Annotated in this window: 19 protein-coding genes; 11 read left to right on the top strand and 8 right to left on the bottom strand. The window is 62.5% G+C overall.

Translation table 11 applies throughout. The annotated features are described in order from the left end of the window. Positions 1–197: 197 nt before the first annotated feature. The 7 genes from LJE93_01135 (at position 198) to LJE93_01105 (ending at position 10,358) form a co-directional block, all read left to right on the top strand. The gene (locus tag LJE93_01135) at positions 198–1,565 is read left to right on the top strand and encodes a TolC family protein (GenBank protein ID MCG6947507.1); all 1,368 of its coding nucleotides are present in this window, start codon (positions 198–200) and stop codon (positions 1,563–1,565) included. Then, positions 1,562–3,130: an efflux RND transporter periplasmic adaptor subunit gene (locus LJE93_01130; GenBank protein MCG6947506.1), complete on the top strand. Its 1,569-nt coding sequence runs from the start codon at positions 1,562–1,564 to the stop codon at positions 3,128–3,130. The genes LJE93_01135 and LJE93_01130 overlap by 4 nt, the downstream gene beginning before the upstream one ends. A 46-nt stretch (positions 3,131–3,176) precedes the next feature. Continuing rightward, positions 3,177–6,341: a CusA/CzcA family heavy metal efflux RND transporter gene (locus LJE93_01125; protein MCG6947505.1), complete on the top strand. Its 3,165-nt coding sequence runs from the start codon at positions 3,177–3,179 to the stop codon at positions 6,339–6,341. After that, complete coding sequence (locus LJE93_01120; GenBank protein ID MCG6947504.1) at positions 6,338–6,697, top strand: P-II family nitrogen regulator; 360 nt, start codon at positions 6,338–6,340, stop codon at positions 6,695–6,697. Before LJE93_01125 ends, LJE93_01120 begins: the two co-directional genes overlap by 4 nt. 70 nt (positions 6,698–6,767) lie before the next feature. Beyond that, positions 6,768–9,197 (top strand): heavy metal translocating P-type ATPase, encoded by a 2,430-nt coding sequence (locus LJE93_01115; GenBank protein MCG6947503.1) that lies wholly within the window; start codon positions 6,768–6,770, stop codon positions 9,195–9,197. A 68-nt stretch (positions 9,198–9,265) separates the two neighbouring features. Continuing rightward, on the top strand, positions 9,266–10,063 hold the full coding sequence (locus LJE93_01110) for a methyltransferase domain-containing protein (GenBank protein MCG6947502.1): 798 nt from the start codon (positions 9,266–9,268) through the stop codon (positions 10,061–10,063). Between the two features lie 61 nt (positions 10,064–10,124). Continuing rightward, entirely contained in the window at positions 10,125–10,358 is a 234-nt protein-coding gene (locus LJE93_01105; protein MCG6947501.1) for a hypothetical protein, read from the top strand. Between the two features lie 15 nt (positions 10,359–10,373). Here LJE93_01105 and LJE93_01100 read toward each other — a convergent pair whose 3' ends face one another. The 5 genes from LJE93_01100 to LJE93_01080 all read right to left on the bottom strand — a co-directional run bounded on the left by LJE93_01100 (position 10,374) and on the right by LJE93_01080 (position 14,905). Further along, positions 10,374–10,670: a hypothetical protein gene (locus tag LJE93_01100; GenBank protein ID MCG6947500.1), complete on the bottom strand. Its 297-nt coding sequence runs from the start codon at positions 10,668–10,670 to the stop codon at positions 10,374–10,376. Position 10,671: 1 nt separating this feature from the next. After that, entirely contained in the window at positions 10,672–12,474 is a 1,803-nt protein-coding gene (locus LJE93_01095) for a hypothetical protein (protein ID MCG6947499.1), read from the bottom strand. Next, on the bottom strand, positions 12,471–13,364 hold the full coding sequence (locus LJE93_01090; protein MCG6947498.1) for an ABC transporter ATP-binding protein: 894 nt from the start codon (positions 13,362–13,364) through the stop codon (positions 12,471–12,473). Before LJE93_01090 ends, LJE93_01095 begins: the two co-directional genes overlap by 4 nt. A 1-nt stretch (position 13,365) precedes the next feature. After that, the gene (locus tag LJE93_01085; protein MCG6947497.1) at positions 13,366–13,752 is read right to left on the bottom strand and encodes a GntR family transcriptional regulator; all 387 of its coding nucleotides are present in this window, start codon (positions 13,750–13,752) and stop codon (positions 13,366–13,368) included. Positions 13,753–13,933: 181 nt separating this feature from the next. Further along, a complete protein-coding gene (locus tag LJE93_01080) occupies positions 13,934–14,905 on the bottom strand; it encodes a carboxypeptidase regulatory-like domain-containing protein (GenBank protein MCG6947496.1) in 972 nt (323 codons plus the stop codon). A 104-nt stretch (positions 14,906–15,009) separates the two neighbouring features. Between LJE93_01080 and LJE93_01075 the strand changes: the two genes are divergently transcribed. Next, the gene (locus tag LJE93_01075) at positions 15,010–15,408 is read left to right on the top strand and encodes a DUF302 domain-containing protein (GenBank protein MCG6947495.1); all 399 of its coding nucleotides are present in this window, start codon (positions 15,010–15,012) and stop codon (positions 15,406–15,408) included. Between the two features lie 84 nt (positions 15,409–15,492). Here LJE93_01075 and LJE93_01070 read toward each other — a convergent pair whose 3' ends face one another. Next, on the bottom strand, positions 15,493–17,106 hold the full coding sequence (locus LJE93_01070) for a glycosyltransferase family 39 protein (GenBank protein ID MCG6947494.1): 1,614 nt from the start codon (positions 17,104–17,106) through the stop codon (positions 15,493–15,495). Continuing rightward, entirely contained in the window at positions 17,103–19,046 is a 1,944-nt protein-coding gene (asnB, locus tag LJE93_01065) for an asparagine synthase (glutamine-hydrolyzing) (protein MCG6947493.1), read from the bottom strand. Before asnB ends, LJE93_01070 begins: the two co-directional genes overlap by 4 nt. A gap of 178 nt (positions 19,047–19,224) precedes the next feature. On the opposite strand from asnB, the gene trxC reads away from it, so the two are divergent. From trxC to LJE93_01050, 3 genes are all read left to right on the top strand, one after another. Next, positions 19,225–19,671 carry a thioredoxin TrxC gene (gene trxC / locus LJE93_01060; GenBank protein MCG6947492.1) on the top strand — a complete coding sequence of 149 codons (447 nt, stop codon included), beginning with the start codon at positions 19,225–19,227 and terminating at the stop codon, positions 19,669–19,671. A gap of 32 nt (positions 19,672–19,703) precedes the next feature. After that, entirely contained in the window at positions 19,704–20,687 is a 984-nt protein-coding gene (locus tag LJE93_01055; GenBank protein ID MCG6947491.1) for an ornithine cyclodeaminase family protein, read from the top strand. A gap of 108 nt (positions 20,688–20,795) precedes the next feature. Beyond that, complete coding sequence (locus tag LJE93_01050) at positions 20,796–21,749, top strand: ornithine cyclodeaminase family protein (protein MCG6947490.1); 954 nt, start codon at positions 20,796–20,798, stop codon at positions 21,747–21,749. Positions 21,750–21,751: 2 nt separating this feature from the next. On the opposite strand, the gene LJE93_01045 is transcribed toward LJE93_01050, so the two are convergent. Continuing rightward, positions 21,752–22,858, bottom strand: coding sequence for an aminotransferase class I/II-fold pyridoxal phosphate-dependent enzyme (locus LJE93_01045; GenBank protein ID MCG6947489.1), 1,107 nt, complete (start codon positions 22,856–22,858; stop codon positions 21,752–21,754). Positions 22,859–23,103 lie beyond the last annotated feature (245 nt).

Raw genomic sequence — 23,103 nt, 5'->3', positions numbered from 1 at the left:
GGTTTCAGCGCTGGCGGCTTTCGGGCCCGGGTCTCCGGGCGACTCGCCGCGGGTACGCTCCTTCCGCCCGCCGGCGCCTCCACCGGCTCCACCTGCCTACCTCGTCGACTGTGCATTCCTGACCTAGGGCGATTCGCCGGGCGAATCGCTGACTGGGGGAGAGGTGCGTCCTTTCCCCTCGAACGAAGGGATCAGGAATGGGAATCACACACGCATTTTCGAAAACATGTGTGGCGCTCGCGATGGGCGGCGTCCTCGGCGCAGCCGTTTTTGGAGCCGCCGAGTATGAGGATACGGATCGATTGGCGGCGGCGGACGAAATCACCGCCTCGGTAGCTGACACGAAGCTCCGAATGCTTCTCACTGAAGTCCTCGACCGCAACCCGAGACTGGCCCGGCTGGAAGCCGAGGCGGCTGCCGTCGAGCAGCGATCGCCCCAGGTCAAAGCTCTGCCCGATCCGACTGCGACGCTGACCTGGTTCGTGATGTCGCCACAGACCCGGGTCGGACCGCAGCGTGCTGCCGTCAGCCTGATGCAGCGTCTGCCGTGGTTCGGGACCTTGAAGATCGATGAGCAGGCCAGCCTGTGGGACGCCGTTGCGAGCCGGGCGCGGCTCGAGGCCGCGAGGATCGAGATCGTGACCGAGGCGCGCACCGACTATCACGAGCTGCAGTTTCTCGACATCGAGAGCCGCGTCGTGAAAGAGGACAGGGCGACCCTCGAGCACTACGCCGAGCTCGCGCTGGCCCGCTACGCCTCAGGTGTCGGTCTCGACCAGGCAGTCATCAAGATCCAGGCCGAGATCACACGGACTGAAACCCGTCTGCTGAATATCGCGGAACGACGATCGGAGGTGGTCGCCAGGCTCAACGCGCTGCGCGATCGCCCGCAGACAACGCCTGTCGCGGTGGAAGCACCGGATCACGAGGCGGCGCCAACCCCGGGACTCGAGGAGCTTCGCTTGCGCGCGATAGCCAATCGTCCCGAGATCATGGAGGCCGATGCCCGCGTCGAGGCTGCCGCAGATCGCATCGAGGCCTCGAAGAAGGCGTACAGCCCCAGCCTCGTGGTTGGCCTCAACTACGGATTCGTGGACCGAAGAAGCGACCAGGCGGGCCGGCTCAACCCGCCCGAGGACAATGGCCAGGACATCCTCGGGCTGACTGGGGGAGTCAGTGTACCGATATGGGGGTCCAGCCTCGAGGCCGGGATCGAAGAGGGCGTGCAGAAGCGCCTGGCTGCGGAAGAGGGACGTCGCGAAGTCACCGCCGCGATCGACGGCGAGCTCGGTGACCTCGTGCACCGAATCCCTCTCCTGGCTGAACAGGTGAAACTTTATAACGAAATTCTGTTCGTTCAGGCGGGACAGTCGTTGCGGTCCGCCGAGTCCGCCTACGCGGCTGGCACGGTGAACGCCCTCGATTTGCTCGATGCGGAGCGCGTCCTGCTCCAGGTCCGGATCGCGGAGGCGCGAGTCCGGACCGATCTCGATGTCGCAATCGCACGTCTCGAAGGGGTGGTCGCAGGGCCACTGAACGAATCCCACCGGGGGGTGGAGCAATGAAAAAGATCTTCGAAACGCGCCACGGGCGGAATATATCCCGCCCCGACGACGACCACCTTGCGGAATCAGCCTTCTGCAGGGGCGGCATATATGCCGCCCGCCGTTCCAACGAGCAGGGCAGGGCCATTCTGCAGGCCATTCTATGGGTGCTGGTTGGGGCGGCGGTGATGCTGGTGCTGGTGGTGGATCCGGTCGGAATCAGCCCGGTCGATGACTGGCTTGGGTTGACGAAAGACGCGCACGTCGGGCACGAAGACGGAGAAGGGCACGGAGAAGAGTTATGGACCTGCGGGATGCATCCGCAGGTGATCGAGGATGCGCCGGGTCAATGCCCGATCTGTGGCATGGATCTGGTGCCGCTTCGAGAGGGAGAGGCTCCCGACGCTAAACCGCCCGCCGTTGAGCGCGACATCCTCTTCTACCGCAACCCTATGGACCCGACCATCACGTCGCCGGTGCCGCGCAAGGACGAGATGGGAATGGATTACGTTCCGGTCTACGCCGATGAAGCCCAGTCAGCGGCAGCCGGGGGCGCGGTCGTCACCATCAATCCGGAAGTGCAGCAGAACATGAATGTTCTGACCGAGGTCGTGAGGCGACGCGATATCAAACACCAAATCCGCACCGTCGGATACCTCGGTTACGACCAGGAAAAGATGGTTTCGGTGACCACCAAATATCCGGGGTTCATCGAGGAGACCTATGTCAACTACATCGGACAGCCGGTGAAGAAGGGTGAACCGTTATTCGAGATCTACGCGCCGGAGCTGGTGCAGACGGAGCAGGAGCTGCTGGCGGCAAAGCAGTACGCCGCCAGCCTGACCGATGCACCGGGAGACGTCAGACGCCGCGCCGAGGCCCTGCTCGAAGCGGCGCGTCAGAGACTTGCCTATTGGGATATCAGTGAAGAGCAGATTCGGCGGCTCGAGGAAACGGGCGAGGTCTTCCGAACCCTGCAGATTCTGTCTCCCGCGAGAGGTGTGGTGATGAAACGGATGCCGGGTCTAGAAGGTATGGCGACTCGTCCCGGCATGGAACTGCTGCACATCGCTGACCTTTCCGACCTCTGGCTGACGGTCGAGATCTTCGAGGACCAGTTGCCGTGGCTCGATGTCGGCAGCACGGCGACCATAACTCTCACCTATTTCCCGGGCGAGACGTTTCACGGGCGGGTCCGCTACATCGAACCGGAGGTGTCGGAGAAAACCCGCACCGTCCAGCTCACCCTCGAGGTCCACAATAGCCGCAACAGGCTGCGGGTGGGCATGTACGCTACCGTGCTTTTCGAGCCGGTGGCCGCCAGAAATGTGATCGCCGTTCCGTCACAGGCGGTTCTCAGAACCGGGCAACGCAACGTGATCATCGTCGCGCTTGGTGACGGTCAGTTCGCACCGCGCGACGTGCGGTTGGGACCGGAGGGCGACGGCTTCACTCAGGTGATCGACGGTCTGTCGGACGGCGAAGAGATCGTGACGTCAGCTCAGTTCCTGATCGACTCTGAATCGAATCTCCAGGAGGCGATCCAGAAGATGATCGCCGAGAAACGCGCGGGAGGTGGGTCGTGATTCTGGCGCCCACGTCCGTGTCCGTGCACGAATGGGAGGCGCCACCATGCTGAACCGGATCATCGAATGGTCGCTCAGAAACCAGTTCATGGTCGTCATAGGTGTGGTGTTTGCCATCCTCGGTGGCATTTGGGCGATGAAGTCGATTCGCCTCGACGCCATTCCCGATCTCTCGGACGTCCAGGTCATCATCTACACGCAGTACCCGGGCCAGGCGCCACAGGTGGTTGAGGATCAGATCACGTACCCGATCGCGTCGAAGATGCTCTCAGTTCCGTTCGCCAAGGTGGTTCGCGGATACTCCTTCTTCGGATTCAGCTTTGTCTACGTCATTTTCGAGGACGGTACCGACATGTACTGGGCCCGCTCCCGAGTCCTGGAGTATCTGAGCGGTATGGCGGGTCAACTTCCGGACGGGGTCGCTCCCCAGTTGGGACCGGACGCCACCGGAGTCGGCTGGGCGTTTATGTACGTCCTCAACTCGCCCGAACGGTCGCTTGCCGATCTGCGCTCCTACCAGGACTGGTACCTGAAGTACGGACTCATGTCGGTGGAGGGAGTCTCGGAGGTCGCCTCGATTGGTGGATTCGTCCGCCAGTACCAGGTTGAGGTCGATCCGGTCAAACTTCGTGCCTACAACATTCCACTTGCCAAGATCAGGATGGCGATCAAGCGCTCCAACAATGACGTCGGCGGTCGCCTGATCGAGACCGGCGAACGGGAGTACATGGTCCGTGGCCTCGGCTACGTCAAGGAAATCAAGGACCTCGAGGAGATTCCACTCGGTTCGGGACCCGGCGGCACGCCGATACTGCTCAAGGACATCGCCAACATAACTCTCGGTCCGGAAATTCGGCGCGGGCTGGCAGAATGGAACGGTGAGGGAGAGACGGTAGGTGGCGTTGTCGTAGTCCGCTACGGCTCGGACACGCTGTCGACGATTGCGCGGGTCAAGGAGCGCCTGGCGGAGCTTCAGCAGGGCCTGCCCGACGACGTCGAGATCTCGGTGGCATATGATCGTACTGCGCTCATTCACCGCTCGATCGAGACCTTGACCCACACTCTCATCGAGGAATCGATCATCGTCGCGTTGGTCTGCATCGTCTTCCTCTTCCACTTTCGCTCGGCGTTCGTCGCCATCGTCTCGATCCCGATCTCGATCCTTCTCGCCTTCATCGTCATGAAGGCCCAGGGTTTGGGCGCCAACATCATGTCGCTCGGAGGTATCGCGATCTCAATTGGTGTCCTTGTGGACGCGGCCATCATCATGGTGGAAAACGCCCACAAGCATGTTGAGGAGTGGCAAGGCCGAAGATCCCACTTCGAGATCATCTTACGTTCGGCGCAGGAGGTCGGACCGACACTCTTCTTCAGCCTGCTCGTCATCACGGTCTCGTTCATGCCGATCTTCACCCTGCAGGCCCAGGAGGGCCGGCTCTTCAAGCCGCTGGCGTTCACCAAGACGTACTCGGTCGGGCTTGCCTCACTGGTCGCGGTAACCGTCATCCCGGTCCTGATGTACTGGTTCGTTCGCGGCAAGATCCACTCGGAGGAGAATCATCCGGTCTCTCGGATCCTGCAGCGCGTGTACACACCGTTCCTCAACCTGGCCCTCCGCTGGCGGTGGGCCGTGGTGATCGTTTCCATTATCGTCGTTGCGGTCACCTGGATTCCGATGCAGAAGATGGGCTCGGAGTTCATGCCGCCTCTGTGGGAGGGCGACCTCCTCTACATGCCAACGACCTTTCCCGGCATCTCCATCACCAAGGCCAAGGAGCTCCTCCAGCAGACCGACAAGATCATCGCGACGTTCCCCGAGGTGGAGTCGGTGTTGGGCAAGATCGGCCGCGCCGAGACTGCAACCGACCCGGCGCCACTGTCGATGATCGAGACCACCATCGTTCTCAAAGATCCCTCCGAATGGCGAACCGGAATGACCAAGGACGAGCTCGTCGAGGAGCTCGACCGCGCGATCCAGTTCCCGGGTCTGACCAACGCCTGGACGATGCCGATCAAAACTCGCATCGACATGCTTTCAACCGGGATCAAGACCCCGGTCGGCATCAAGATCGCCGGGCCGGATCTGTCGGAGCTCGAGCGCATCGGTAAGGAGGTGGAAGCAGTCGTCAAGCCGCTCGAGGGCACGCTTTCGGCGTACGCGGAGCGCGTAATGGGCGGCAACTACCTCGACTTCGACATCGACCGCGAGGCCGCGGCGCGCTACGGCCTGACGGTCGGCGATGTTCAAGATGTGATCATGTCCGCTGTCGGCGGTATGAACGTGTCCATGACCGTCGAAGGGCTCGAGCGCTACCCGATCAACCTCCGCTACCCGCGCGAGTTGCGGGACAACGTTGCGGCACTTGGCGACGTACTGGTGCCGACCCCGAACGGTGCTCAGATCCCGCTGACCCAGCTCGCCACGATCCGCGTCCATCAGGGTCCGCCCGCGATCAAGTCCGAGAATGCACGCCCCAACGCCTGGGTGTATGTCGACCTTCGCGGCATCGACGTCGGGACGTGGGTCAAACGGGCCAAGCAAGTGGTCGCGGAGAATGTCGAGCTGCCCTCCGGCTACACAATCTTCTGGTCCGGCCAGTACGAGTACATGCAGCGGGCCAAGCAGCGGCTGGTCATCATCGTCCCGATCACGTTGTTTCTGACCTTTCTCATCCTCTACCTGAACACGAAATCGATTATCAAGACCGCGATCGTGCTGTCGGCGATACCGTTTTCGGTTGTCGGTTCAATGTGGCTTCTTTACTTCCTCCACTACAACTGGTCGATCGCCGTCTGGGTCGGGTTGATCGCTCTCGCCGGGCTGTCGGCAGAGACGGGTGTCGTGATGCTGCTGTATCTCGACATCGCCTTCGAGCGGTGGTCGACCGAAGGGAAGATGGCGAGTTACGCCGACCTTGCGGACGCCGTCGACCACGGGGCGGTCAAGAGAATCCGCCCGAAGATGATGACCGTGATGACGATTCTGTTCTCGCTGGGCCCGGTGCTCTGGGCCGCGGGCGCCGGAGCCGACGTCATGCGACGCATCGCGGCACCGATGGTCGGGGGCGTGATCACGTCGTTCATCGCGGAGCTCATCGTCTTTCCGGCGATCTATTTCATCTGGCGTTCGGTCAAACTCACCCGTACACCGCTGTTTCCTCACACCGACAGCGAGGCGGGCTCAGCTGTGGCTGTAAGGGACGAACAATGAGAGAAATCAAAGCGTACATTCGAGTTTCGAAGGTCGACGACGTCATCCGTACACTTCGCAAAGCAGGGGCGCCCGGGATTACTGTGACCCGGGTCCACGGCGTCGGCTACGGGTATGAACCATACCTCTTCACCCTGGCGCCGAGCGAGCTGAAGAAGACGGCGGAGGTGGCCAAGCTAGAGGTCGTCTGTGAGGAGGATTGCGCTGACCACGCCGCCGAGGTCATCGTTCAGGTTGCACGTACAGGCGACCCCGGTGACGGCATTGTGTTCACCACACCGGTGGAGCGCGCTGTGAAGATCCGCACGGGAGACGAGGACTCACGCGCCCTTCAGGCCAGTGCGGGCTCGTCGTGAACTCACGAAGTGCGATTGACGACTGTGCACCACCTGGCGGATCACGTGAATTCTAGGAAGGGATGACATCATGGCTACCGACCCGGTCTGCGGAATGGAAGTCGATCCGGAAGCCAGAAAGCCTTCCGTCAAGCACCGAGGGACGACCTATCACTTCTGCTCGGAAAGCTGCAAGGAGCGATTCACTCAACATCCTGCGAGGTACCTCGGCGTGGATACGAAGGAGCAGGAAGCAGAAGTACACCGCCACGACGCAGCAGCTTCCAGCGCGCGCAGTGGATACACCTGCCCGATGCATCCCGAGGTGCGGCAGGACGGCCCGGGCGATTGCCCCGATTGCGGGATGGCCCTGGAAACAGTCAGCCCGGGCCGACTCGCCACTCGCGTCGAGTACACCTGCCCGATGCACCCTGAGGTGGTGCAGGACCATCCAGGAAGCTGTCCGAAGTGCGGCATGGCGCTCGAGCCCCGAACGGTGGACATCGAGGACGAGGAGAACCCGGAGCTGCGAGACATGCGAAGGCGGTTCTGGGTGAGCCTGTGTTTGTCCCTGCCTCTCCTTTTCGTTGCCATGGGGGCGCTCATCCCGGGGGTTTCGTTCGAATGGTTGGCGACGCCCAGTAGGCTGCATCTGATCGAGTTGGCTCTCGCGACGCCGGTGGTCCTGTGGGGCGCCTGGCCCTTCTTCGTGCGTGGCTGGCGATCGATCGTGACCTGGAACCTCAACATGTTCACCCTGATAGGACTGGGCGTCGGGGTGGCCTATGTCTACAGTGTGATTGCCGCAGTGCTGCCGGAGATCTTTCCGGCCTCCTTCCGGGACGATACCGGCAACGTGGCGGTGTACTTCGAGGCGGCGGCGGTGATCACTACCTTGGTGCTGCTCGGCCAGGTGCTCGAGCTCAAGGCCCGGAGCGAGACCTCGGCCGCCATCAAGGCATTGCTCGGGCTCGCGCCGAAAACGGCGAGACGGGTCAACCCCGACGGTAGCGAAGAGGATGTGCCGCTCGACGAGGTGCAGGTGGGCGACCACCTTCGCGTACGACCGGGTGAAAAAATGCCGGTCGACGGCTCGGTGGAGAGCGGTTCGACCTCGGTCGATGAATCGATGGTCACCGGAGAGCCGGTCCCGGTCAAGAAAGGACCGGGTGACGCCGTCATAGGAGCCACCGTCAACGGCACTGGCTCGCTGGTGATGACGGCCGAACGAGTCGGCGCCGACACGATGCTGTCGCAGATCGTGCAGATGGTGGCGGAGGCGCAGCGTAGCAGGGCGCCGGTCCAGAAGTTGGCGGATGTCGTTGCAGGCTATTTTGTCCCTGCAGTTGTTTTGAGCGCGGTGATCACGTTCGTGGTGTGGGCGATCTGGGGGCCGGCGCCTGCCATGGCCTTTGCCCTCATCAACGCTGTGGCGGTTTTGATCATCGCCTGTCCGTGCGCCCTCGGTCTGGCGACGCCGATGTCGATCATGGTGGCGACCGGGAAGGGGGCCGAATCGGGCGTCCTCTTCAAGAACGCCGAGGCGATCGAGGTCATGCGCCAGGTCGACACCCTGGTGGTCGACAAGACCGGCACCCTGACTGAAGGGAAGCCGCGTTTGGTCACTGCCGAGGCACTGAACGGCAATGCATCGACAGACTTTATTCGCGATGCGGCCAGCCTGGAACGCGGCAGCGAACATCCCCTCGCGGCGGCCATCGTCGAAGGCGCCCGCGAGCGAGGGGTTACTCTCGAGTCAGCCGGCAGTTTCAAGTCGATAACGGGCCAGGGGGTGGTCGGAAACATTGGTGGTCGCTCGGTCGCGATCGGCAACCGAGCCCTCATGGAAGATCGTGCGGACCTCGACGAATCAGATGTGAAGCGTGCCGAGAAATACCGCGGGGACGGTCAGACCGTCATGTTCGTTTCAGTTGAGGGCAATGTCGTTGGGCTTCTTGGAGTGGCGGACCCGATCAAGGAAAGCACCCCTGACGCCATTCGGCGACTCCGCGACGAGGGAATCAGGGTTGTGATGCTCACCGGCGACAATCGGACGACCGCAAAGGCGGTTGCCCGCCAGCTCGACATCGACGAGCTACATGCCGAGGTCCTTCCGGAGAAGAAAGCGGAGGTCGTGAGCCATCTTCAGGACGAGGGCTCTGTGGTTGCGATGGCTGGCGATGGCATCAACGACGCGCCCGCTCTGGCGCAAGCGGACGTCGGTATCGCCATGGGAACCGGCACCGACGTCGCGATGGAGTCCGCCGACGTCACGCTGGTCAAGGGTGATCTGCGCGGCATCGTTCGTGCGAGGAGGCTCAGCAGCGCCACCATGCGCAATATCAGACAGAACCTCTTCTTCGCCTTCGTCTACAACAGCATCGGGGTTCCGATCGCCGCGGGAGTCCTGTACCCGGCGTTCGGGCTGCTCCTGAGCCCGATCATCGCTGCCGCGGCCATGAGCTTCAGCTCGGTGTCGGTGATCGGCAACGCCTTGCGCCTGCGACGGGTGAGGATCTGACGATATGTCAAACGACGGGCTTCGGCCAGCGAAAGCGGTAATGCGAGCAATTGGAGGTACGAAGGTTGATGGAAAACGTCTCTGATAAGTGGAATGACGGGTCAGCGTACGAGGACTTCATGGGGCGGTGGAGCCGTGAGCTGGCGCCGAGGTTCGTTGAATGGCTCGAAGTCCCGGAAGATGCTCACTGGCTCGACGTCGGCTGCGGGACCGGCGCCCTGACGGCCGCGATTTGCGGGCTCGCAAACCCGGCGTCTGTCGTCGGCTGCGACCCAGCGGAGACCTACATCCAGTATGCTCGAACTCATTGGTCGAGCGAGTGTGCTTCGTTTGAGATCGGCGGAACCGGTTCATTGCCGAGCCGTCACGGCGGTTTCGGAAGCGTGACATCGTTGCTTGCGCTCAATTTCTTTCCGGATCCCGACCGTTCAATTTCGGAAATGAAAGACGTAACTGCGACCGATGGGACGATTTCGTCGTGCGTCTGGGATTATTCGGACCGCATGGAGTTCCTTCGTCTGTTCTGGGACGCTGCGTTGCGGGTCGATCCGAAAGCGGCGGAGCTCGATGAAGGCAGCCGATTCCCGATATGCGAGCCGAACGATCTCACCAGCCTTTTTCGCGAAGCAGGCCTCCGTTCAGTCCGCTGTGAACCGCTCGATATCGCGACGGATTTTGCCTCCTTCGACGAGTACTGGAAACCCTTTCTGGGAGGTCCGGGGCCGGCACCCTCTTATGTTGCCTCGCTCGACGGCGAGGCTCGGACTGCCCTTCAAAACCATCTCGACGAGACGCTTCCCAGGGATTCTGACGGTTCGATTCGCCTTATCGCCGGCGCGTGGGCGGTACGCGGCAGAGTCGACTGACGAGCCGAGGAATGCGATATGTTATAGTAACGAAACTCATTATCGAATAGAGGAGGCAACGATGGGAGTCGTTAAAGGTGCGGCGAAACACACGGCGAGAAAAACGGTCAACAAGGCGGTTGACGACATGGGAGTCGTTGGCGACGTAGTCGATGCCCATACTTCGACCGGTCCGCTCGACAAGGCGGAGGACGCCGCAAACAAGGCCGCCAAGGACGTCAAAAAGAAGACGAATGAGGTCAAGAAGGACGTCAAGAAGGCAACCAAAGAGGTGAAGAAGGAGTTCTCGGATTAACTGGAGTTGGACCGGTCAGGCCCGTAGATCCAGAACTCTCTGGAGTGGCGGCCGGACGCCTACGAGTTCGACCTCGTGACCCTGGTGTTCCAGGTCGGAGACGAGCGTGATCAGCCGGCGAGCCCCGAAGCAGTTGAAGAGACAGACGTTTCCGAGATCGATCCGAATGCGGGTGGACTCGGGCCCTCGCGTGGCCTGGGTTTCGCGGGCGAGAGCCGCGCCGCCACGCTCGTCGAGATAGCCCTCGACAGCGACCAACAGCCGCCGCGACGATGGCGTGGTGGCTGTGACCTGCAATGTGGTGGTGTCCATCTCAGTATTCCTCGGCGAAACGACCCATGGTCTTCTCACACGGAAACTCGATGCTCGAAAAAACTCTCCCTAGTATTAGATACGCACCAGCCCAGAAAGTTACACACAGGAACCACAGGACCGGGGTCGAGAGGGGCAGTGAGTGGGCGAGAGTGCGGCAGCCGATCGAGATCAGAGCCCCCAGGTACCAGACCTCGGTCCAGCCGAGGAGGCGAGCGGTCGACAGAGCCACGGCAGCCACGACCAGCAGGATAATCAGTGCGATTGAAGCTCGTTTGAAGAGCTTTCGGCGGACCCACGGGCCGTACTGAAGGAGTGCCGGCAGCATCAGAGCGACGATCAGCAGACAGAGAATCATCAGGGCGGCGGCCGCCGTGCGGATCCGGTCCGACGAACTCCGGCCGCGGGTGGAGTCGATGGTGAATGCCCCTCGCTCCGCACCGCCGACGATGTTCGACGGCGACTCGTAACCGGCGTCCGAAAAGGCCGTCGGAAGCGGATCGCCATAGACCGCGCGTGCCGCCCGCCGCATCTGGTATTCGATGAAGCGTGGAGAGCTTTCGGGGCCTGAGTCGTAAGGGTTGTAGAGAGAGGCTGCGGAGTCGCGCCACAGAGAATAAGCCTGGGGCATGTGGTTTTCTCCCCACGGCGACGTTACGGTCGGCACTTGCCCGTCGCGAGCGATCTCCCAGTAGTCCCAGGGCACCTGAACACAGCAGGAGCTGAATTGGATCTGTGTGTAGGGTTTGGGGTTCGCCGCGAAGATCAGAACGGCGATCACGACGCCGAGGGCTGCCGAAAATGCGATCGGCCCCACGGTGTGGGCCCAGAGCACGGTTCGCGAGATCGGCAGAGGATCATAAGGCGTCATGTTTTCAATCGCCCCCTGAAACAGCGGCAGGTGGTAGAGCACGACGAAGAAGAACGGCAGGAACGCGTTGGTTCCGTCGAAGAACTCGAGGGTGGCGACGGCGAACGATGCGCCGACGATACCGAGCAGGAACCAGATCAGGACGTTTCTCTTGAGCCCCCTGAAGAGAACCCAGTGGAGGTGCCACCTGGGCACGTCGTGTGTTCCGCCCATCCAGCCGGCTGAATCGACGGATGCGATCTCGTCGGAGTGGTCCGGGATCGGGTGCTCGCTTTCCTCGAGGGAGGGACCGACCGAGAACGTCCGCGGCACGCGGATGACGAGCCATGTGCCGAGCGACATCGTCATCAACAGCAGCACGAGCGTGCCGGCAATCGATGTTACGGCAGCTGCGGAGACAACGAGGGTGAGAAGGCCGGCGAAGAGCATGTAGACCACGTACGGCGCGGTTATCGGGATGCTCGCGCGCTGCGACAGTGGTAGCTGGAACAGGAAGAGGATGAGCACGCTGGTTACCGCTGCTCGCGCAGCGGAGAGCAGGACCACCTGGCTGAAATTCAGGCTGCTCTGGTCGGGTTCGGTCATGATTCCAGTAGTGATGGCGAGCGCCGCGACGGAGGCCAGGGCAATGATGATCAGCGACGTGATGCGCACCGTCCACGCGGTGCGGGCCGGGACGGGAAGGCCGAGAGTGAGGCGGCTCGACCGGGTCCAGGAGTTGCCGCTCAGCACGAAAGAGACTACAAGGCCCGTCAGCACGAGATACATGTAGGGGAAGCCACCCGGAAGGTCGCGGGCATCGAGGGCAGTGATTCCTCGGGAGACGTCGGGAACGAGCCGGAGTAGCACGCCGACGGCCAGGCTCGTGAGGACGGCGCGCACCAGGGCGCCTCGTGCAGGATCCTGGCGGAAGAGGTCGGCGGTCGAGCTCATCGCTCGCCCCCCGCGATCTCGATGAACATCTCCTCGAGGCCTGCCGTCCGGCAGAGGGCGTCGGTGATCCCGAGCTTGTCCTTGATCAGGGAGCAGGAGTCGTCGGGATCGAGACGGAAGACCGCGTGCACCGCGTCGCTCCGGACTCGCACGCCGAGGCATTCCGGAAGCGTGAGCAGCGCCTCGCTGGTGCCTTGGGGGCGGTGCGGCACGAGGCAGATCGAGAACGACTCGTGCAGCTCGTCGAGGGTGTTGTCGATCAGCACCTTCGAGTCGTGCAGCATGACCACCCTGCCGGCCAGCCTTTCGACGTCCGACAGGTAGTGGGACGAGAAGATGATTGTCGTCCCGGTGTCGCTCAGGGCCTGGATGGAGGTTTCGAGGAACTCGCGCCGGGCGAGGGCGTCGAGGCCGCCGGCCGGCTCGTCGAGCAGCAGCAGTCCGGGCCTGTGACACAGGGCGCAGAGGAGGGCCACCTGCCGAGCCTGACCCTTGGAGAGGTTCTTGATGCGGGCGTTCGACCGGATTCGGAACCGATCCGCGAGACGCCCGGCCATGTCATCGTCCCACGAAGGGAAGAGGCTTCGGTGGAGATCGATGACCTCGCGGACCTTGAGAAAGGTAGGGAGAATCTGGTTCTCGGAGACGAAGCCAACCCGGCTCTTGACCTCGACCGGCTGTTGGAGTGGATCGAAACCGAAGACCTCAACTGTGCCCTTTTGCTGTCGCAGCATGCCCATGGTGATGTGCAGGAGGGTGGTCTTGCCGGCGCCGTTGCGGCCGAGGAGCCCCACGACCTCTCCGACTTGGACGTTGAGGTCTACTCCGTCGAGCACCGGTACGCCGGGTTCGAAAGATCGATGAATGTCGTTGAGGGCGAGGACATGCATGTCAGTCCTCCTTCATTTCTTCTTCGAGGAGATTGCGGAACAATCGGGTTGCGTCGTCGGTTTCGATGCCGAGTTGGCGCGCGGCGCGTACAGCATCAGCGAGGCTGGTGCGAAGGTGGTCGATCTTTTGGACATCGAGGTCGACTTCGTCCAGATGTGCCACAACGAGCGGCCGTCCCGGCCGCCGTTCGAGCACACCGTCTCGTTCGAGCAGATTGTAGGCCTTGGAAACGGTCATCGGGTTGACTCCGAGCTCGGCCGACAGCGTCCGCGTGGGGGGCAGTTCGTCCCCAGCCCGGAGGAGCCCACTCGCGATATGAAACCGAACCTGGTCCATCACCTGGCGGAAGACCGGCACGCCGCTCGACGGATCGACCACGATCAGCATCGTCGACCCTCCATCCGCGAAGTGAAGACTCTGTCTCGGTTCATCCTCAATAAGCCATAGCGTATCAGCGAAGTAATACGCTATGACACAAGATAGGTTTCAAAACCCGCCGTGTCAAGCGGCGGAGGCAAAAAAATAGGGCGCCGAATCGGCGCCCTCGGGCAGAAATCTCCAGGTTTCATCAAGAGTCAGGATCGGTATACCCCACGAGCTCGGTGACATCATCGACGACCAGGCCAACGCCCGGTGCGTAGACCTTGATGCTGAGATCGTCCGGCGCAAGCGGCGTCGTCTCCCACACCTCGAGGCAGTCCTCGAAGGTGCCGGCCTCGGTCTCGGCAGTGGCGTCCATCGCCATGTGCTCCGCCCGGTCCAGGGCCACGTCGGTAGTACCTCGCGCCCAGCAAGACCGTGCCCGGCATGATGATGCCTGCCTTGGCGCCGTCGACGCCGGCCAGCCAGGCGCCTTCGTGTCGGCCACATGAGGCATCTGGCGGACCTCCTCACGGTCGAATGACTGCCGACTCTCGGGTCTCTCGTCGAGCAGGCGGAAGTGGCTCGGAGTGACGATGACCTCACTGAGAAAGACGGACACCGGCACCAGATCGAAGCGGAGACGCGAGACTCTTCCCGGCCGGACTTCGACCTCACGAATGCTCTGCGGCGTGAATGCTGACGAGGTGGCGGAGACGGTGTAGCGACCGGGCAAGACTCCGTCGATCACGAACCGGCCGTTGTCGAGGGTCGTGGTCTGCAGCCCGGTTCCTTCGACGGCAATCACGAGGTCGACCACGCGCACCCGCTCGCCGCCTACGGTTACGATCCCGCGGATGCTGCCGGGCGTCGCCTCGGGGCTGCCCGTTCGGGCAGGGACGATGAGGATGGTCCCGCCGGAAGAGTCCTCAGCGCGGAGTCCGTGGGGTTCGAGCAGCTGATCCAGGATCTCTCGTGGGTCGTCGCCGTGGGGTTCCTCTCGAATCATCATCGAGGGTCGAACCAGCGCGGTGCTGAAGACGATCCGCAGGCCTTCTGCCTGCAGATTGGTAAGAGCTTCCGCCAGCGGTCGGTTCGAGTATTTGCCGCCTTCCTGAGCACCCGCTCCGTAGGGTGAGAGTGCCAGGGTGAGGATCAGGACCCAGCCTTTTCGCCACATCGTCGTTGGTCGAGTATCGCAGAACCTCGGGGCGCGATCTGGTATGTTGACGATGATTTGTGAGACCGATGAATCGATAGTCGATTTTGGAAAGGGTGTGACCAATGGAAATCCGTTACGCGCTGGTCAAGGAGCTTCCGGACCTCGGGTACGATGCCGCGGTCGAAAAGACCACCGAGTTGCTGGCCGATGAGGGATTCGGCGTTCTCACCGAGATCGATGTCAAGGCGACCCTCAAGAAAAAACTCGACGTCGATTTCAAACGCTATGTGATCCTCGGCGCCTGCAACCCGGAGTTCGCTCATCAGGCAATGAGCGGCGAACCGTTCATCGGTGTCCTTCTTCCCTGCAACGTTGTTGTGATGGAGCGCGAGGGCGGCGGGTCGATCGTGTCTGCGTTCAAACCAACCGCGGGTTTCTCGCTGGTCGACAACCCCAGCGTCGCGCCAATCGCCGAGCAGGTCGAGGATCGCCTGCGGAGGGTGCTCGACAAATTGAGTTGAGAGTGAAGAGTTGAGAGTTTAGAGTTCCCGACCGCCCTCGCGGACTCCATGGGTGGGATGTGGAGAACTCTCGATTCTCAACTCTCAACTTGGGCTGGGAGGGCGATTGGCGATCAGCGCCACGTTTCGCCGGCTGGCGCTGGTTGTGGCGATGATCTGCAGGTGATCCTGGATCTCCTGCGGCAACTCATCGAGCCGATCGGCATTGGCGATGCCCAACACCCGGTCATCCGAGTCGAGATGGCGCGCCAGATCACCAGCATCATTTGTCTCGATGGTGTAGACGCCGTCCGTGTAGAAGGCGTAGTGGATCGGCAGATTACCGAGATCGAAGGCCAGTACCTCGTGGCCTGCCGCTCGCGAGGCGGCTGTTTCCTCGGCGATGATTTCGGCAAACTCGCGTCCAGATTTGAAGGTGTTCACCATTGGATACACGGTGACTGAGACGAAGAGATAGGCGACCGCGAAGGCGATTCCCGGAGCCACTGCTGCACCGAGGTCGTGTCGTTTGACGACCGCCCAGAGCGTCGCCACGCCGGCCGCGAGGAGGAGGCCGGACAGCACGAAGAAGACCCACGATGGCACCTCATCGATTCTCTGCGCAGCGAACGGTGCGACCAAGCCCAGGAGGATCAGCAGGCCGGCGAGAAATGACTGCCCTGCGGTGACCCACCGTCGCGACATCGCAGGGCCTTCCTCCCACCCGAGCACCGCGCCCACGAAGCGAGCCGTCATCAGGGCGAATGCCGGGAAGGCGGGCAGCACGTAGAGGGTTCGCTTCTCGGTCGAGATGGAGAAGAAGAGGACGACGAATATGACGGTGGTCAAAAGGAAGCGATCGGTACGGTCGCGCCGGCGCCAGGCATAAACCATCGCGCCTGGGACGAGGAAGGTCCAGGGCAGAAGCTGGGGAGGCAGGACCTTGGCGTAGTACCACCACGGCTGGGCGTGGTGCATTCCGTGGATTCCCCGGTCGACGAAATGCTCTTTGAGCGCTCCCCACACCGAGTACTCGGCCGGCCCCCACAACATGGTCGCTACCACCCACACGCCGCAGATCGCGGCGAAGAGCATGGGCCCGGTGAAGGGCGCGAAATCGCGCCAGCGGCCAATCTCGCGGTCGAAAGCGAGCGTCGTGAGGGCGACTCCGAGCGGAAGCAGGAGGCCAACCGGTCCTTTGGCAAGCACCGCAAGAGCCGCGGCCGCCCAGAACATCCAACCGGCGCGGCGGCCTTCGAGGTCACCCGAGCGCCACGAATCGAAAACTGATAGGGCGACCCAGATGAGGCAGCACATGACGGCATCGATCTGCACCGAGCGCGCCTTGTCCCAGAAGAGATAGGTGGTCGTGAGCATGAACGCCCCGAGGACCGCTGTACGCTCGGATGCCGATCGTCGACCGAGGCGGAGGACCAGCGCCACGGTGCCGAGGGAGGCGAGGGCGGACGGCAGGCGGGCGGTGAAGGACGTGACCCTGCCAAGGGGCAGAGACAGGAGCGCGATCAACCAAAAGAAGAACGGAGGCTTGTGGGTGTTGACCTTGCCGTTGACGTAGGTCACCAGCCAGTGGCCGTCGACCAGCATTTCACGGGCGCCTTCGCCGAAGAACGGCTCGTCAGGAGCCCACAGATCGTAGCCCCAGATGTTGCAGATGAAGAGTACCGCGGCCAGCAGCAGAACCAGGCGCGAAGCCTTCACGAGGTGGCCTCCCCGGTATCGCCGAGCGGTATGCGGGTGCCCTCACCGAAGGTGGCATCGCACCACAGATCGAAGGCCAGCAGGGTGAAGAGCGGTTTTCGGTGGTCAGCCTGCTCCGACAGGTGCTCATCGAGAAGAGCGTTGATGCCCGTGGGGTTGAAGAGGCCGCGTGTCTCGACGCGTTCGGTGGAGAATCTCTCCTCGAGCTCTCTGCCAAGCCCGTGCAGCAGCCACTTCGAAAATGGAATGTTGAAACCACGCTTGCGGCGCTTGATGATCTCCGGTGGGAGGCGTTTGCTGACGGCCTTCTTGAGTATGTCCTTGGTGCTTTTGCCCTTCAGCTTGAGGCTCGACGGCAGGCCCGCGGCAAACTCCGAGAGGTCGTGATCGAGGAACGGCGCCCGTGCTTCGAGCGAGGCGAGCATGGTCGCGCGGTCGACCTTGGTCAGGAGATCGTCCTGGAGATACATGGTGAAGTCCATGTAGAGGAGCCTGGAGAGACTGTCGGGGAAGTCTTTGCCTTCGAGGCGCGATCGCGCCGAGCCGAACGGGTCGTCACCATCGAGTTTCTCGAGGACCCGAGGTGCGAGGACGTCCCGCTGCATCTCCGGAGAAAGGCTGCCGAACCAGGTGTGGTGGCGTTCGACGAGGTCCTGCTCGGCTGCGGACACGAAGCGGCTCAGGAGGTAGTCGAAGCTCACGTTGCCCATCGACACCGGCGTCACCTTGAGCGCGATCTTGACCGCGAGATCCGTGATCGGCCGCGGGATGCGGTTGTAAATCTCGGCCACCTTGTTGCCGATGTAGGTGGGGTAGCCCGCGAAGAGCTCGTCGGCGCCCTCTCCGGACAGGATAACCTTCACCTTTTCCCGCGCGAAGAGGGCCAGGAGGTGGCTGGGGATTGTCGAGGCGTCGCCGAGGGGTTCGCCGAGGCCCGGACCGATCCTCCGCAGCCCATCGGCCAGCTGCCTCTCGTCGAGGATGAGCTGGTTGAAGTCGGCTTTGAAATGACGAGCTGTGACCTCGGCCATGCTCGCCTCGTCAAAGTCCTGGTCGGTATGGCCGATCGAGAAGACGGGCACGCCGTCACCCTGCTGCTCTGCAAGATGTGCGAGCACAGTCGACGAGTCGACGCCGCCGGACAGGAAGAGCCCGAAGGGAACGTCGGAGCGGCTGCGGCGGCGCACGGCCTGGCCGATGAGGCAGTCGAGCTCGTCGGCAAGGTCGTTGGCACTTCGGCGGGCCAGCTCGGGCTGCACGAAGTGGTCAGCGAGATCCCAGTACTGCCGGACCGAGATTCCGCAATCTTCTGCGATCAGCAGGTGCCCGGCTGGCAGCTTGCGGATGCCCTGCAACGGGCTGAGTGGAGCGGGGAAATAGTCGTGGGTCAGGTAGCGGCGGAGGCCAACCGGGTCGATCGCCACGCTGATCCGCGGGTGGACCAGAAAGGCGCGCAGATCAGACGCGAAGACGAGCTCGCGACCGTTGGTCCAGTAGAAGAGGGGTTTCTCTCCGGCACGATCACGGGCCAGCAAAAGGCGTTGGCGCGGCTCGTCCCAGACCGCGAATGCGAACATGCCGTTGAGGTGCTCGGCAAGGTCGGCGCCGTACTCCTCGTACAAATGGGGGATCGCTTCGGTGTCGGTTTCGGTGCGAAAGGTGTGGCCCTTGCTGCGGAGATTCTCGAAGAGGTCCGGGGCGTTGTAGATCTGCCCGTTGCAGATAGACCACAATGACCGATCCTCGTTGGGGAACGGAGGTGATTCGGCTTCGACATCGATGATCGCGAGCCGCCGAAATCCGAGTGCACAGTCCTCACGCGCCACATAACCCTCGCCGTCGGGCCCGCGATGGACCATGGTTTCGGCCATCGCGTGGACAAGCTGCCGACGCTCCTCGTCGGGTCCCTCGCACCCCAGAATTCCGACCAACCCACACATGATGACCTGCCGATCTCGATCCTCAGCGGATCCAGGATTCTATCGCAGATTGCCTGTGGCGAGACGGTCCTGGACGAGCGGAAGGCGGACCCACAGGTGCACGGTACAATGACCCATTCTTCCAGGAGGGGAAGGTATCCCGGACCGCCGGAGGTTCGGAGTCAGAGGAGGTCGCGAAATGAATCCACCGTCGGAAACGCTCAATATCGTCTGTCCCCACTGTAATTCGGTGAACCGGGTTCTCGAGTCTCGAATCGAGGATGGTCCCCGCTGCGGCAAATGCAAGGGCCAGCTCTTCGACGGCAAACCGGTAAACCTCGACGAGGCCAATTTCGACAGGCAGACCTCGCGCAACGACATCCCCGTGGTGGTTGATTTCTGGGCGCCGTGGTGTGGCCCTTGCAGGATGATGGCGCCCGCCTTCGAGCAGGCGGCGGGCGAGCTCGAACCGCGAGTCAGACTGGCCAAGTTGAATACCGAAGAGGCGCAGTCAATCGCCGCCCGCTTCGACATCCGCAGCATTCCGACAACGATGGTGTTTCGCGAGGGGCGCGAGGTGGCGCGCCAGCCGGGTGCCATGGATCGTGGACAGCTGATGCAGTGGCTGCGCCCCTACGTCGGCTGAATATTGCAGAGAACAGAGGGAGAGCGGACGGCGTGCTGATCATCAACCATTCTCAGGTTCGCGAGCTGCTGTCGATTAGCGACTGCATGGAGGTCGTGGGGAGGGCCCTCGCCGATCTCGCGCGAGGGCAGGGCGTGCAGCCGCTCAGGGACGGCTTCCTGCGTCCGGATCGTCAGGGAGTTCTGGCCTGGATGCCGGGATCGCTGGCCACCGGGCAGCCCTTCGGCGTCAAGGTCTTGAGCGTGGTCGACGACCCTGGCGAGCTCGGCGTCGACTCCCACCAGGGAGCGGTCCTCATCTTCGACCCCGCTGGCGGCGCGCCGCTGGCGCTGTGTGAGGCGGGTGCGATCACCGCAATTCGTACCGCGGCGGTGTCGGCGCTCGCGACCGATCGTCTGGCGCGCCAGGACGCCTCGATCCTCGCCGTTCTCGGCTCCGGGACCCAGGCCCGCTCGCACGTTGACGCGATGCTCGAGGTACGTCCGATATCGCAGATCCGGGTATGGAGCAGGGATGCCGAAAAGGTCGGGTCCTTCGTCGAGGAGCAGGCCGATCGTCACGGCGTGCCGATCGAACCGGCACTCGACGCGGGCGCGGCTATCGATGGTGCCGACATCGTCTGCACGACAACCTCCGCCCGCGAGCCGATCCTCTTCGCCGAAATGCTCGAACCGGGACAGCACATCAATGCGGTGGGGGCGTCCATACCTTCGTGGCGGGAGATTCACCCTGGGGTGTTGCCGATGGTGTCACTCTTCACCGACCGGAGGGAGTCGCTTGACAACGAGGCGGGGGAGTACATCAGCGCCATCCAAGAGGGGATTTTCGAGCGCGGCCTGGTGGTCCCCGAGCTTGGCGAGGTGCTCAACGGCGACCACCCCGGCCGCACCTCCGAGACCGAGATCACGCTCTTCCGTTCGCTCGGACTGGCGGTCGAGGACATCGCCTCGGCAACGCTGGTTTACCGGCGGGCTCTGGAGCGGGGACTGGGCACGAAGACCGATTTCGGTGGCTAGCACGGTGTTCTCGCCGGGCATCCTCTGCGGTGGTGTTTTTCTCCGGTAACGGCGTTAACCTGCATGCTAACCTCGTCACCCCACCAGAGGGAGCCGTGAGGAGAGCATATGCCCGAGATCTTCAACCGAACCGAGATCGAGGATGCACTGCAAAAGGTCGATGTAACAAAGGCCATCGAAGAGGGGTTCGTCGCCTACTCCCAGGGGAAGGTCGTGGTGCCGCCTGTCGGCGAGCTGGTCTTCGAGGACCCGCCCGGCGACGTCCATATCAAGTACGGCTACATCAAGGACGACGATTTTTTCGTCATCAAGGTCGCCTCCGGCTTCTACAACAACGTGACGCTCGGGCTGCCGGCAGCCGACGGTCTCATGCTGGTCTTCAGTCAGAAGACTGCGCAGCTCGAGTGTGTGCTGCTCGACGAGTGTCATCTGACCAATGTGCGCACAGCGGCGGCCGGCGCTGTCGTTGCCAAGTATCTGGCGCCGAGCCGGGTCAAGCGAATCGGGGTTTTCGGGGCCGGAGTCCAGGGCAGGATGCAGGTCGAGGCGCTGCTGCCGATCGTCAAGTGTCGCGATGTCGTAGTCTGGGGGACCGGCGAGGAGGAGCTCGACGCCTACCGGGAGGTGATGGAGGGCCGCGGGCTCGCGGTCGAGACCACCCTGATCGGCGATGAGATAGCCGCAACCTGCAACCTGATTGTCACCGCGACCCCGTCGCGCACCCCTCTTCTACGGGCCGAACAGATCCGGCAAGGAACGCACATCACAGCCATGGGGTCGGACACCCGGGAGAAAAACGAGCTCGACCCGGGCATTCTGGCGAAGGCCGATTTGTTGGTTGCCGACAGCATCGAGCAGAGCCGGGTTCGGGGTGAGATCTACCATGCATTCGAGGCCGGTGTGTTGCGGGACGGAGATGTTGTCGAACTCGGGGATGTGATTGTCGATCCGGCGCATCGGAGGAATGACGATTCCCAGATCACTGTTGCCGACCTCACCGGGGTCGCCGTTCAGGATATCCAGATCTCGAAGGCGGTGTACGAGATTTTGACCTCAAAATGAGGTCAGACGAGCTCCGCTGCGATCCGGCGCAAACCCTCCTCGAGATAGGCCTGCTCTCCCCCCAGCCAGATGCGTAGGTAGCCCTCGAGGCCCAGGTGAATCCCGGGAACGATGAGTGTGCTCTGGTTGTTGCGAACCCGTTCGGCGAGCTCGAGGCTCGGCGTCGGCGACGAGTACTTCAAAAAGGCCATGGCCCCGGCTTGCGGGGAGATGAAGGAGAACCCTTCGCCCAGTCCGGCGACCCACTCGCTGAAGATCTTCCGATTCCTCTGGAGAAGAGCGCGGCCCCGTTCGTACAGCCTCTCCCGGTTTTCCTTTTGCACCGCGATGCGGGCCACCGCATCGGACAGCTTGTTCGGACAGATCGTCACCGAATCGTGCTGCGTCCAACACTCGTGAACCAGATCCTTCGGGCCGACGATCCAGCCGATTCGGACTCCCGGTATGCCAAACGCCTTGGACAGACCGCTGGTGACAATGACCCGGTCACTCAAGCCCCAGAAACTCGAAGTGCGGGGGCCGTCGATCTCCGCCCCCAGGTAAACCTCGTCGGCGAGCAAATAGGCGTCCATTTCCTCGCAACGCGCGACGATTCTTTCCATGGAGCGTCTGGACAGCACCGACCCGGTGGGGTTGTTGGGGTTGGAGACGTAGACCAGGCGGGTGCGGGGGGTGACGGCCCGTTCGAATTCCGCCCAGTCGGGTTCCCAGTCTTCATCCTGCAACAGCCGGAAGATGTTCACTTCGGCGCCCATGCTTCGGGGCACTCCCCAGAGCTGCATATAGTTCGGCACTTCGAGGGCGAACCCGTCCCCTTCCTGCAACAGGCTCAGTGGAACCAGGTAGTTGGCCTCCGAGGTCCCATTGGTGACCTCGAAGTTGTCGATGGTCGTGCCGGGGTAGATCTGAGACAATGCCTCTCTCAGCTCCGGGGTGCCGTTGGACTGACTGTAGGTCAGCGGCGTATCCAGTGCCCACTCCAGGTCGAATCCCATTTCGGAAAGTTCGCGGAGTGACACCGGGAGCACACCGCTCTCGCTCAGGTCGAATTCGACCAGGTTTTCCCAGGTCGACTGCATTCGTTCCATTTCGAAGACTTCGATCTTCATGGTGCTCTCGTCCTCACTTGACCGGGTCCTCCACCCGAGCCCTTCGGGGGAGGACCTGTCGCTGATTCGACAATACTAACCTGAGTCCAATCAGGCTCTCGATTGGGACGTCGATGGACCCGCGGGTGGCGCCGTTCTCACCCCTCCATCTCGAAGACCATGCCGGACCGGCATCGCCGTTGACCATGAAATAGACGAGTCGGGTCGGGTCGCAGGCGATTTCAATGATCTGATCGTGGTAGTTT

The organism is Acidobacteriota bacterium (assembly GCA_022340665.1).
Taxonomy (GTDB): Bacteria; Acidobacteriota; Thermoanaerobaculia; order Thermoanaerobaculales; family Sulfomarinibacteraceae; genus Sulfomarinibacter.
The sequence above is the reverse complement of the archived record's forward strand: the minus strand, read 5'-3'. Positions and strand labels throughout refer to the sequence as shown.

Excerpts from the sequence above, each read along its gene's own strand:
- LJE93_01135 (MCG6947507.1), top strand. The coding sequence starts at position 198 with ATGGGAATCACACACGCATTTTCGAAAACATGTGTGGCGCTCGCGATG.
- LJE93_01130 (MCG6947506.1), top strand. The coding sequence starts at position 1,562 with ATGAAAAAGATCTTCGAAACGCGCCACGGGCGGAATATATCCCGCCCC.
- LJE93_01125 (MCG6947505.1), top strand. The coding sequence starts at position 3,177 with ATGCTGAACCGGATCATCGAATGGTCGCTCAGAAACCAGTTCATGGTC.
- LJE93_01120 (MCG6947504.1), top strand. The coding sequence starts at position 6,338 with ATGAGAGAAATCAAAGCGTACATTCGAGTTTCGAAGGTCGACGACGTC.
- LJE93_01115 (MCG6947503.1), top strand. The coding sequence starts at position 6,768 with ATGGCTACCGACCCGGTCTGCGGAATGGAAGTCGATCCGGAAGCCAGA.
- LJE93_01110 (MCG6947502.1), top strand. The coding sequence starts at position 9,266 with ATGGAAAACGTCTCTGATAAGTGGAATGACGGGTCAGCGTACGAGGAC.
- LJE93_01105 (MCG6947501.1), top strand. The coding sequence starts at position 10,125 with ATGGGAGTCGTTAAAGGTGCGGCGAAACACACGGCGAGAAAAACGGTC.
- LJE93_01100 (MCG6947500.1), bottom strand. The coding sequence starts at position 10,670 with ATGGACACCACCACATTGCAGGTCACAGCCACCACGCCATCGTCGCGG.
- LJE93_01095 (MCG6947499.1), bottom strand. The coding sequence starts at position 12,474 with ATGAGCTCGACCGCCGACCTCTTCCGCCAGGATCCTGCACGAGGCGCC.
- LJE93_01090 (MCG6947498.1), bottom strand. The coding sequence starts at position 13,364 with ATGCATGTCCTCGCCCTCAACGACATTCATCGATCTTTCGAACCCGGC.
- LJE93_01085 (MCG6947497.1), bottom strand. The coding sequence starts at position 13,752 with ATGCTGATCGTGGTCGATCCGTCGAGCGGCGTGCCGGTCTTCCGCCAG.
- LJE93_01080 (MCG6947496.1), bottom strand. The coding sequence starts at position 14,905 with ATGTGGCGAAAAGGCTGGGTCCTGATCCTCACCCTGGCACTCTCACCC.
- LJE93_01075 (MCG6947495.1), top strand. The coding sequence starts at position 15,010 with ATGGAAATCCGTTACGCGCTGGTCAAGGAGCTTCCGGACCTCGGGTAC.
- asnB (MCG6947493.1), bottom strand. The coding sequence starts at position 19,046 with ATGTGTGGGTTGGTCGGAATTCTGGGGTGCGAGGGACCCGACGAGGAG.
- trxC (MCG6947492.1), top strand. The coding sequence starts at position 19,225 with ATGAATCCACCGTCGGAAACGCTCAATATCGTCTGTCCCCACTGTAAT.
- LJE93_01050 (MCG6947490.1), top strand. The coding sequence starts at position 20,796 with ATGCCCGAGATCTTCAACCGAACCGAGATCGAGGATGCACTGCAAAAG.
- LJE93_01045 (MCG6947489.1), bottom strand. The coding sequence starts at position 22,858 with ATGAAGATCGAAGTCTTCGAAATGGAACGAATGCAGTCGACCTGGGAA.